This window comes from Autumnicola lenta, assembly GCF_031846515.1.
Classification (GTDB): Bacteria; Bacteroidota; Bacteroidia; order Flavobacteriales; family Flavobacteriaceae; genus Autumnicola; species Autumnicola lenta.
This window is the reverse complement of record NZ_JAVRHO010000027.1, coordinates 34,848-43,730: the sequence shown is the minus strand read 5'-3', so window position 1 is coordinate 43,730 and position 8,883 is coordinate 34,848. Positions and strand designations below refer to the sequence as shown.

At 38.4% G+C, this 8,883-nt stretch carries 6 protein-coding genes; 4 read left to right on the top strand and 2 right to left on the bottom strand.

Translation table 11 applies throughout. The features are described from left to right. Window positions 1-18 precede the first annotated feature (18 nt). Both RM545_RS15255 and RM545_RS15250 read right to left on the bottom strand, forming a co-directional pair. Complete coding sequence (locus tag RM545_RS15255) at window positions 19-1,203, bottom strand: MFS transporter (RefSeq protein WP_311496155.1); 1,185 nt, start codon at window positions 1,201-1,203, stop codon at window positions 19-21. A gap of 349 nt (window positions 1,204-1,552) precedes the next feature. Beyond that, window positions 1,553-3,235 (bottom strand): alpha/beta hydrolase-fold protein, encoded by a 1,683-nt coding sequence (locus RM545_RS15250; protein WP_311496154.1) that lies wholly within the window; start codon window positions 3,233-3,235, stop codon window positions 1,553-1,555. Between the two features lie 759 nt (window positions 3,236-3,994). Between RM545_RS15250 and RM545_RS15245 the strand changes: the two genes are divergently transcribed. The 4 genes from RM545_RS15245 to RM545_RS15230 all read left to right on the top strand — a co-directional run bounded on the left by RM545_RS15245 (window position 3,995) and on the right by RM545_RS15230 (window position 8,883). Further along, complete coding sequence (locus RM545_RS15245; RefSeq protein ID WP_311496153.1) at window positions 3,995-4,411, top strand: Dabb family protein; 417 nt, start codon at window positions 3,995-3,997, stop codon at window positions 4,409-4,411. 765 nt (window positions 4,412-5,176) lie between these two features. After that, complete coding sequence (locus tag RM545_RS15240; RefSeq protein WP_311496152.1) at window positions 5,177-5,857, top strand: TetR/AcrR family transcriptional regulator; 681 nt, start codon at window positions 5,177-5,179, stop codon at window positions 5,855-5,857. After that, a complete protein-coding gene (locus tag RM545_RS15235; RefSeq protein ID WP_311496151.1) occupies window positions 5,857-7,521 on the top strand; it encodes a peptidase domain-containing ABC transporter in 1,665 nt (554 codons plus the stop codon). Before RM545_RS15240 ends, RM545_RS15235 begins: the two co-directional genes overlap by 1 nt. A gap of 6 nt (window positions 7,522-7,527) precedes the next feature. Next, entirely contained in the window at window positions 7,528-8,883 is a 1,356-nt protein-coding gene (locus RM545_RS15230) for an HlyD family secretion protein (RefSeq protein ID WP_311496150.1), read from the top strand.

The following is an 8,883-nucleotide window of genomic DNA, read 5'->3' as shown; positions in this document are numbered from 1 at the left end:
TGATAAAGACGGAAGGGTTCAGACTTCCGAAGAACTTTTTCTAAACAGGGACCGTAATCCAAAGGTTGGTCCCGTTGCCAGTACGACGAACAGGTAAATGGGATCAATAACTTCCGTTAAGAAATTAAGGATTTGGATGCTTAAAATAGTAATACCAAATCCAATAGAGTTTACGATGGTAAGGGCGGTACCCCGGGATTCTGCAATTGCATTTTGAGCTACCAATGTGGAAAAAAGAGGCGAGTCTGCAACCACCATTAGTCCCCAGAAAATCAGGAAAACGATCACAGCAGTCGGAGAATTTTGAAGTAGCAGCAAAGGAGAAAGAAGACAACAACATCCTGAAAGAAAAAGCGCCGTGGCTGCAGTCTTCCGGATACCGAAATTTGCAGAAATATAACCCCCTAACACACATGCTATTCCGCCGGAGCCGATAATAATGAACGAAAGCAAAGGAATATTAAAAATAGCACCGGGGTGTATTTCCCGATAAATTTGCAAAGCTACCGGTACAAAAGCCCAGAAAGCATAGAGTTCCCACATATGACCAAAATAACCAAAAGCGGCAGCTCTAAATCTCGAATTTCTAAAAACCTTAAAAGGCGCAGAAAAATCCTTTTTCAATTTTGGGTGCCTGTACGGCCCATCCGGAATTAATAGAAAAATCAGCAATCCGCCCAAAACAGATAAAACAGAAGTTGTTATAAGAACAGTCATCCATGGTAAGGTGCCGGTGGTTGTAATATCTTTTAATAAATGAGGAAATGCGGTCCCCAGCACCAGGGCTCCTACAAGAAAACCAAGTGATTTTCCCAGTCCCTTTAGGTAATAATCTGAAGCGATCTTCATTCCTACAGGATAAATTCCGGCGAGGGAAAATCCGGTAAGAAAACGCAGCAGTAACAGGGTGTTTAAAGTATGCCCTTCAGAAATTATAGTGAGATTAAAGAAGGCTCCCAAAAGGGCACAGATAAGGAATACTTTGGAGGGCGAAAACCGATCTGCGATGCCGAAAATTGCAAAAATAAGGGTGCCGCTTATAAATCCAAATTGCACAGCAGAAGTCAAATGCCCCAAAGCGGAAGCTCCCAGGTTATAATTCAGCAGCAAATCTGGCATTACTGCATTGCTCGCAAACCAGAGCGAAGTACAGCAAAACTGGGAAAAAACTATAATTGGTAATATACGCTTTGCAACAAGCATTATCTGGTTGATTTGATGCGAAGAAAAGCAAAAATGTGCTATAAAGGAGGGTGAAGAATCGGCTTTTAAAAATAGATTTGCATTTTCGGAAACGAAAATAGCCAAAATTGGAAAATAAGCTCAAAAAACAGCAGTTTATATAGCTATGCTGAAGAGGTGAAAATTTGTTCGGGACGAATAAAAACCAATCAGTTTAGTAGCTGGTTGAAAATGGCAATTTTCGGCAACTATTACCGCTTCAGGCCAGGCCTGCAATTTTTTTACAGCAACTTTCCTTTTTTTAATTTCCTCCTAAAATGAAAAGCAACTTATGCTTTTCATTTTAGGAGGAAATACTATTTTTCTTATGCTACAACCCCGGTTCTGGCGGGGTAACAGGGCTCTTCCACGATAAAACACCTTTGGCGTTTATTTTTCTACTGAAAATTTTACCATTGGCAGAGAGGTATAGGGTATTAAAGTTCTCTCCTCCAATTTTCACATCTGTTGGATTATCTTCAGGATTGGAAAAGATGAAATTTATCCGTCCCAGCTGATCAGAAACCTGGATACCCAGGCTGGTTGCGGTATAAACGTTATTATCTGAGTCTACAGCCAAACCTTCAGCAAGCGGAAAAGGATTTCCGTAAGGTTTATAATAATGGATATAATCCTGACCATAATTAAGGCTTCCGTTTTCTTCAATTTTAAAAGAATAGCCAAATAAACCATCGGAAATTGCGACATTTAGAAACGTTTGTTCGGCTGAAATTGCCAGGCCGCCGGGTTCTCCCGGAACATCAAAATATTGCAGCTCTTTGTCAGTAAAATTGAAAAATCCTATTCTATTTGCTTCGGCTTCGCTAAAGTAAATCCCCTTGTTGGAGACCGCCAGGAATTTAGGTTCTACATCTGAAATAACCTCCGCAATATTTCCTATATTATTTATGCTTAACAGCTTTCGGTTTTCTGGATCACCTATGTAAAGTTTACCATCACTGTGAAAAGAAAGTCCGCTAATGTTGGAATTTAATTCTGCGAAAAGTACGGGGTCTCCGGTTTCATTTAATTTATAAACAGCTTTTTCTTCAGAAAAGAATATTTCACCCTCCTGATTTACGGCAATTTGATCTGCTTTTAAATTTTTCAGCGGAATTTCTTTCCAGGGTTCTCCCGGGATCAATACATCTACGCGACGGGAAGTGTTTTCGGGATGCGTTTTTACAGGTTCGGGATAATCTTTCCAAAGCCAGGTTAGCGCATCGGAAATTATAGAAGCAGCGTGTTCGCCGCTATGACCTCCATCGCCCCAGTTATGTTCCACCTCATATCCCGACCATTTTAAAGCTGATAACATTGTTTGATTGGCCATCCACCAATCGCCGGCGTAGATATTAAGGTCATTGCTTCCGTCCTCCAAAAAAACGCGTATTGGCCTGGGTTCGGAAACCCGAATTAGCTTGGGGATATCTTCACCTCCCCGTAAATGCACATAGGAACCAATGGCACTCATCACCCTCCGGAAGGCATCTGGGTGTTCCCAGGCGACGTTAAACGCAGCAATGGCGCCAGAGCTGGCCCCGGCAATGGAGCGATCATTAGGATCTGAACTTATATTATAGGTTTTGTTCACTTCAGGTAAAATTTCTTCCATAAGGAGACGGGAATAGTTGTCTCCGGTGGCGTCGTATTCAAAACTGCGGTTGTAGCGGGGGAAGCTTTCATTCTCTGCAGCTACTTTCCCGTGGCCAATTAGAACACCAATTATTACCGGAATTTTTTGGGTTGCAATTAGCGAATCAAGCGCCGTTGGTAAATTCCACCAGTTAGCGCCAGGAAGCCCGTCCTGCATAACCATTAGGCATGCAGGCTTATTTTGGTCATATTGCTGGGGCACATAAATCCAGTATTCCCTTTCTGTGCCGGGGTAAATTTTACTTTTCCATATATAAGGACCCTTTATTTCCCCTTTCGGGATATCCTGTTGTGACTGGGAAGTGCAAATTAAAATTGGAAATAGAAAAAACAAGCAACAAAAAATTAGATCTTTCATAGGCAATAAATTCGCTACAACGCGCTGCAAAATTGTGGTTAACAGAAACTTCCTGAGGGCTGGATTTGTTAAATATATAAAATTATCAGAAACTACTGATTAGTAATCAATCAATTACATCAAGTAAACGATTTTATTTTAATATTCTGCGGAATCCAGAACCTTAAAATTCAATTCTCCGTGATTACCTAAGTTGTACAGAAAAATTGACCTTTCCTGAATATGACCATCGCTATAATCAGCAATGATCCATTTTTGCCCCACCACTGAATGTTTCCAAATCTAATGGTGCCTCCCAAAAACATCATTTAAAGGAATAAGAGCGGTTCTTTGGCGAAGTGAATCTTTGAGAGTGCTCTGCGGATTCTCAACTCCAAACTCTGTGAGATTTGTAGCGTCATAATCAGTTTTAAACCAGTAGTTTTTTTTCAATTGTTCCCTTCAGCAGTGAATCTTGCGTAATACGCATCTGCTGAATTTCCTTTTTTTAAGAATCATTCTCAATTTTCAGTATTTTCGTTTTATATAGCAGGTTTTCGGTTCTAATAACTTCCGAACAGCTAAAAATTTAACATACAGAGAAAGAGATGAGTGGATTTTTCTAAATATTTTTGGCCTTTTAAGATGAAGTGCTAAAAATAACAAATATCGATACGTAATCAGGAAGATGTTTCCGCTGCACATTTATTTAAATTTTAAAGAAAATCTTTGAACCTGTCTAATTTATTGTAATTTAGGAACTTTAAAATCAATAGAAAAATGTCCAAAATTTTAAAAACCTTAGTTATTGCTACGGTCGTATTAGGAGCTAATAACCTCTCGGCTCAGGAAGAGAAAATGGAATTTGACTCTAATTTTACACACGTTGTTTATTTCTGGTTTCATAATCCTGATAGTGCTGAAGATCGCCAGGCTTTTGAAACTTCTCTAAAAAAGTTCATGAAAAACAGTGAATATGCACAGACTAAATTTATTGGAGTTCCGGCAGGAACACCACGGGATGTAGTCGATAACTCTTATACGTATTCTTTGATTCTAAGTTTTCCTTCAAAAGAGATTCAAAATAAGTACCAGACAGAACCAGCTCATAAAATGTTTATAGAAGAATCATCTCATCTGTGGAAAAAAGTTCAGGTTTATGATTCTGTTGGAATCGATAAATTAGCGGAAAAATAAGCTGGATTTTAGCGTATTTAGATTTCCTTTTTATTGGTTCATCCTGAGTTTTTATAGGAGTCCGTCGTCTTGAGCGGGAAACTTGATTCTGAAATGGAGCAACATCAATAAAACTTTTTAATACTGCGCAAGAGACAAATTTTGTGCAGAAGATGTGCTGCTTGGGGGAGGTGCTTCACCTTCAATAATGAGAAAATTTATGCAATCCGTGCTGGGAATAACCTTTTTAAATCCGCAAAAAAAAAAGGAACCAGGATATTCTTAAATGGCAGCAAATTTAAATCTAATCTCACTTTCTCTGAATATTTCCATTTCTTTTAAAGAGGTATAGAAATCTGTACTTTGGAAAGTAATGGATGATACTTTACCATTAGTCAAAATTCTCAAAAACTGAATTTTTTCCGAAGATCTGAAGCCGAAAATGAGCACTTTATGGTAAAATAGAAATAAAATTTCTGTATTTTATTTATGGGAAAAAAGTAAAAGTCCAGATATTAATTGCCCACCTAAAATTTGTTTTTATATAGGAAAATATAACTCCTATATATCTCTCCCCAGTAAACGCAAAGTCTGGAAAAACAAAAATTGTAAAAAAGGAGCTAACCAGATTCTTAAGCAAACGAACCATTTTCAAGTATTTTGCTGTTTTGACGAACCGTAATCCCGAAATAGGATTCTCTTAGGTTAAATTAATGTTACTAATAATCGCATTATTTGCAAATATGATAGTATTACTATTATCTTAGCGATTTAAAATCTTATGGGATGAAAAATCTGTTTGCAAGTATAAAGATTGAAATCAACAAGAACCTGTATGTCAAGGATCCGGAATCTTCAGCATTAGGAAAAAAAATTGTGGAGCACAGCATTCTTTTAATACATGAAATGGGGTTTGAGCATTTCACCTTTAAAAAGCTCGGAGCTAAAATAAATTCTAATGAGAGTTCTGTTTACCGCTATTTTGAGAACAAACACAAGCTGCTACTTTATCTCACTTCCTGGTATTGGGGATGGAAAGAATATCAATTAGTATTTGCTACAGCCAATATCGAAAATCCCAAAAAGAAGCTGGAGACGGGAATTCAGGTTTTGACCCGAAGCGTAGAAAGAGATTCTTTTATCTCCCATATAGATGAGGTGATTCTTAATAAAGTGGTGATTAATGAATATTCCAAATCCTTTCTTTCAAAAGAGGTGGATAAGGAAAATAAAGAAGGATTTTTTGCTGTTTATAACCGCTTAGCAATAAGGTTGAAGCAAATGATTTTGGCAGTAGACAGTAGTTATCCTTTTCCATCTTCTTTGGCAAGTACCATCATGGAAGGGACTTTACACCAGCATTTTCTAAAAGAACATTTTTCTTCACTTACAGAATGTAATGATAAGATATTGCCTTCTCAATTTTTTATTCACCTTGTTTCTTCAACTTTAAACTTACCAAAATAATGGCTAAAGGAACCTATGCACTTAACCGATTGTACGGCCTCTTAAAGCTCGACAGGAGAGATGTCTTACAAACTATTTATTATGCGATTTTTGCAGGATTAATAAACCTTTCTGTGCCCCTGGGTATACAGGCTATTGTAAACTTAATCCAGGGAGGTCGGGTAAGTACCTCCTGGATAGTACTTGTAGTGCTGGTTACTCTGGCGGTGGGATTCGTAGGGGTGCTGGAACTAATGCAGGTGCGTATCGTAGAAAATATCCAGCAAAAAATATTTACAAGGTCTTCTTTTGAATTTACCTACAGGTTTCCAAAAATTAAAATGGAACAGTTAAATTCTTCTTATCCCCCAGAACTTGCAAACCGCTTTTTTGATACTATTAATGTTCAAAAAGGCATGGCTAAACTGCTGCTGGATTTTCCTTCTGCTATAGTGCAAATTATTCTTGGTTTGATCCTGCTTTCCCTTTACCACCCATTCTTCATAATTTATGGGTTCTTATTGGTGGTCCTTCTGTGGCTTGTTTTCAAATTCACGGCACGAAAGGGAATGGAAACCAGTCTGGATGAGTCCAAACATAAATATAAAGTGGCCCACTGGCTTCAGGAAATGGCCAGGGAGATTATTAGTTTTAAAGTTTCAGGAAAAAGAAGCCTTGCAATGGATAAAAGTGATTATCTGACCAATAATTATCTCCATTCCCGCGAAGGTCATTTTGGCGTTTTAATAATTCAGTTTATAAAACTAATAGCTTTTAAGGTTCTAGTAACCGGGGGACTTCTTGCCATTGGTGGGATGCTGGTTTTAAATCAACAAATGAACATTGGGCAATTTGTAGCTGCAGAAATAATCATCCTCCTTATTATGGGATCTGTAGAAAAATTGATAAGAGGATTGGACACCGTTTATGATTTGCTTACTTCACTGGAAAAACTTGGGCAGGTAGTAGACAAAGAACTGGAAAAAACTGAAGGTGATAATGCCCTATCAGATGCAGTCCCTTTAGATGTAGAATTAGATGATGTATCGTACACCGCACCCACAGGTAATAAAATTATTCTTAGAAATATTTCCCTGAATATTCCTGCCGGGAAAAATTTCCTTATTAAAGGATCAAATGGTAGTGGACGCACAACGCTTTTAAAAGTTGTTGCAGGAATACTTGAAGCCACACGCGGAAACATCTACGTAAATAATTATTCTTTGAAAAGCTTAGCCATAAATGACTACCGGGGAAGACTGGGGGTCTATCTGCCTGAAGAATTTCCTTTTGAAGGAACCTTGCGTGATAACATAGCTTTTGGTGATGACAAGGTATCAGATAAAGATATTCAATGGGCAATAGACACTATGGGCTTGTCACAATTTGTAAAAGAGCAACCAGAAGGCCTTAAAAGTATTATTTACCCAGAGGGGAAATATCTTTCGTCACTAATAGGTAAACGAATTATACTTGCCCGGGCAATCGTTAGAAAACCAGATTTGCTTATTCTTAAAGAACCTCTGGAACAATTTGAGAATGAAGAAGCCAGTCGCCTTCTTCATTTCTTTACAGATAGTTCCCGCCCATGGTCTCTGTTGGTGGCAAGCAGGAATGAACTTTGGGAAAAATTTTGTGATGAGACGATCATTCTGGAAAATGGTACAATAAAGAATAAATTTTAGCAAAAGATGCTTAATATATCCAAAGATAAACTGAACAGGAGGGTGGACATTTCAGAATATAAATCTGTGAAATATGCCTTTTACAGAACGAAATATGATTTATTCAACAAGATTCTTCTCGGTTTTACGATTTTTATTGTGTTAGTCATGTTTCTACCCTGGACGCAGAATGTTTCCGGCTCTGGATATGTGACCACATTAAGCCCCGAGCACAGGCCTCAAACAATACAATCTGCCATCCCTGGCAGGATCGAACAGTGGTTTGTGGAAGAAGGTGAGTTTGTAAATGAGGGAGATACCATTCTCCATATTTCAGAAGTGAAAAGTGAATATTTTGATCCCATGCTGGTAGAAAGGACAGGAAACCAGATTGAAGCAAAGACAGGCTCTGTCAACTCTTACGGGGGCAAAATTATTGCGCTTCGTGCTCAAATAGCAGCTTTGCAAAATGAATTGGCTTTAAAACTGAAACAGGCGAGCAATAAACTGAGACAGGCCCGTTTAAAAGTGGAGAGTGACAGTATAGACCTGGAGGCAGCCAGAACAAATCTTAATATTGCTGAGACGCAATACGCACGTACTGTGCAATTGCAGGAAGAAGGTCTTAAAGCTTTACCCGATGTGGAGGAGAAGAGATTAAAACTGCAGGAAACTCAGGCAAAATTAATTTCTCAACAAAATAAATTATTAGCTAGTGAAAATGAAGTTATTAATGCGCAGCTGGAAATTAATAGAATTGAAGCAGAATATATCAATAAAATAGCTAAGGCGGAAAGTGATCTAAATACAGCACGTTCAAACCAACTGGATGCCGAAGCACAGGTGAGTAAGCTGGAAAGTGATTATTCCAATTATGTGATTAGAAGCCAAATGAATTATGTATTAGCACCGCAGAGTGGATACATAACTAAAGCACTGCGTGCCGGGATTGGAGAGACTTTTAAAGAAGGAGAGCGACTAGTAGGGATAATGCCATCAGATTTTATGTTGGCGGTAGAAACATATATCAGTCCTATTGACATTCCTTTAATTCACATAGGTGAAGAGATGAGGGTGCAATTTGACGGATGGCCTTCGATAGTTTTTAGTGGCTGGGAGAACCTGTCTTACGGGACATACGGTTCCAGGGTGGTCGCAATAGATAACTTTATAAGCGATAATGGGAAATATCGTGTTCTCCTTGCACCAGACCCTAATGATCATCCATGGCCTGAAGCAATTAGAGTAGGTTCCGGAGCAACTACAATTGCATTACTGGAAGATGTCCCCATCTGGTATGAAATATGGCGAAATTTGAATGGCTTTCCTCCAAATTACTACCAGCCTGAAGGATCTTCTCAAGCCAACAAGGAAAAGAAGTAA